At 69.8% G+C, this 2,588-nt stretch carries 3 protein-coding genes; 2 read left to right on the plus strand and 1 reads right to left on the minus strand.

The window, feature by feature from the left end:
- Positions 1-208: 208 nt before the first annotated feature.
- Together NS220_RS18660 and NS220_RS18665 are read left to right on the plus strand one after the other, a co-directional pair.
- Positions 209-1,579, plus strand: coding sequence for a cryptochrome/photolyase family protein (locus tag NS220_RS18660; protein ID WP_058625455.1), 1,371 nt, complete (start codon positions 209-211; stop codon positions 1,577-1,579).
- Between the two features lie 41 nt (positions 1,580-1,620).
- On the plus strand, positions 1,621-2,151 hold the full coding sequence (locus NS220_RS18665) for a nucleotidyltransferase domain-containing protein (protein ID WP_058625456.1): 531 nt from the start codon (positions 1,621-1,623) through the stop codon (positions 2,149-2,151).
- 86 nt (positions 2,152-2,237) lie between these two features.
- Here NS220_RS18665 and NS220_RS18670 read toward each other — a convergent pair.
- Positions 2,238-2,588 (minus strand): Asp23/Gls24 family envelope stress response protein (locus tag NS220_RS18670; RefSeq protein WP_058625457.1); only part of this gene is annotated, 351 nt, incomplete at its 5' end.

Consider the following 2,588-nt stretch of genomic DNA (forward strand, 5'->3'; position numbering starts at 1 on the left):
GTCGGGCGCGCGGGCGGCGAGACCGCACGCTTTCGCCGAGACCGCATGCGTTTCGCGCCAAGTGCATACGGGGTCGTGAAACGCGTGCGGTCTCGCGGGCCGACGGGCGCGGCGACGGCCGCGCGCCGGCCGCGCGCCGCGGCGGGCGGGCGCGGCGGGCGAGTGTCAAGCCCGGATCAACGGATGCCGCGGTGGATACCGTCGAGGGATGGCTTCGCCCTCGATCGTGTGGTTCCGCGACGACCTCCGACTCACCGACAACCCGGCGCTGCGCGCCGCCCTCGACCGCGACGAGCCGATCGTGGCGCTGTACCTCCTGGACGAGGAGTCGGACGGTGTCCGTGCGATCGGCGGAGCGGCGCGATGGTGGTTGCACGGGTCCTTGGCATCCCTCGGCGAACGTCTCGAGGAGCGGGGTGGCCGGCTCGTCCTGCGTCGAGGCCGCGCGTCCGAGGTCGTGCCGGCCGTGGTCGACGAGGTCGACGCCGGTGCGGTGTTCTGGAACCGGCGCTACGGCGGGGTGGAGCGCGAGATCGACGCCGGACTCAAGGAGAAGCTGCGCGGCGACGGGGTAACCGTGACGTCGTTCGCGGCCAACCTCCTCTACGAGCCGTGGACGGTGCGGACGCAGGCCGACAAGCCCTACGGGGTCTACAGCCCGTTCGCCCGTGCGGTGCAGAAGCTTCCCGCCCCGCGTCCGCCGATGCCGGAGGCGCGCAAGGTCCCGGGATTCGACGGACACGTCGACGGCGACGACCTGGGCGACTGGGAGCTGCTGCCGACGAAGCCCGACTGGGCCGGAGGACTCCGCGACACCTGGGAGCCGGGTGAGCCCGCCGGGAAGGCGCGGCTGAAGGAGTTCCTCGACGAAGACCTCGGCGACTACGCGAAGTATCGCGACGAGTTCGCCGGAGGCGCGACCTCGAACCTCTCCCCCCGCCTGCGCTGGGGCGAACTGAGCCCCTATCAGGTGTGGCACGACACGATCGAGCATCGCGGCTCGGGTGAGCACGCGAAGAGCGCGAGCGGCTTCCTCTCCGAGCTCGTCTGGCGCGAGTTCGCCTGGCACGTGACCTACCACTCGCCCGACATCGCGACCGTGAACTGGCGTCGGAACTTCGACGCGTTCCCCTGGCCGAGACTCAATCGCGCGCACCTCGAAACGTGGCAGCAGGGCAAGACGGGCGTGGCGGTGGTGGATGCCGGGATGCGCCAGCTCTGGCGCACCGGGGTCATGCACAACCGCGTGCGCATGGTGACGGCATCGTTCCTCATCAAGAACCTGCTGATCGACTGGCGTCATGGCGAGCAGTGGTTCTGGGACTGCCTGGTGGATGCGGATGCCGCGAGCAACCCGTTCAACTGGCAGTGGGTCGCGGGGTCCGGGGCCGATGCGGCGCCGTACTTCCGCGTGTTCAATCCGGACACGCAGCGCAAGAAGTTCGATCCGCACGACGAGTACGTGCGGGAGTGGGCACCCGAGTATCTCGGCGAGGATCCGCCGGAGCCGATGGTCGACCTGGGCGAGACGCGTAGACGGGCTCTCGACGCCTATGCCGAGGTCCGGCACGGGATCTGACCACGGCCTGAGGTGAGGGCGTCGAGCGCTATCGTCGAGCGATGCGCGCCGTCCCCTCCTCCCTCGACCCCACCGTGGTCGCCGAGATCGACCGGAGGCTGGCGACCGTCGAAGCCGAGCACCGGGTGCGGATTCCCTGGGCGATCGAGAGCGGCAGCCGCGCGTGGGGATTCCCCTCGCCCGACAGCGATTACGACTGCCGCTTCCTCTTCGTCCGGCCGGTGGAGAGCTACCTCTCGCTCTGGCCCGAGCGTGACGTGATCGAGACGCCGCTCGACAAGATCTTCGACGTCAACAGCTGGGATCTCGCCAAGACCATCGCCCTCATCGTGAAAGGCAACGCCACGGCCATCGAGTGGCTCAACTCCCCCATCGTCTACTCGGGAGACGAGGAGTTCCGCACGAACCTGCGGGCATTCGCCGAGGAGACGGTGGAGCGCGCCGCGATCGGTCGACACTATCTGCACGTCGCCCGCCGGCAGCGTGCGGGCGCGATCACCCTGAAGCGGTTCTTCTACGCCCTCCGGCCGGCAGCAGCGCTGCGGTGGATGCGTACTTCCGCTCTCAGGTGACGTCCCTGCCCCGATGAACACCTCGTCCGGCATCCGGGTACGCGAAAGGGGCGCCACCTTCCGGTGACGCCCCTGACAGACGGTTGTCAGTTGACGCGCGCGTCGTCCGCGGCATCCTCGTCGTCGTCGCCCGGGATGTAGACGTCGACGACGGTCACGTTGATCTCGGCGACTTTCATGCCGACGAGCTCGGTGATCGCCTGGTGCACCGCGGCACGGACGTTCGAGGCCACCCGCTGCAGCTGCTCGGGGTAGTCGACCTGGATCGCGATGTCGGCGGCGACCTCGGTCTCGCCCACCTCGACGCTCACGCCCTGGGCGTAGTCCTTCGCGCCCACGGCCTGGCGGATGTTGCCGATCACGCGGGCCGCGCCACCGCCGAGGGCGTGGACGCCGGGGACCTCGGCCGCGGCGATGCCGGCGACCTTCGCGACGAC

The organism is Microbacterium testaceum (assembly GCF_001476655.1).
GTDB lineage: Bacteria > Actinomycetota > Actinomycetes > Actinomycetales > Microbacteriaceae > Microbacterium > Microbacterium testaceum_C.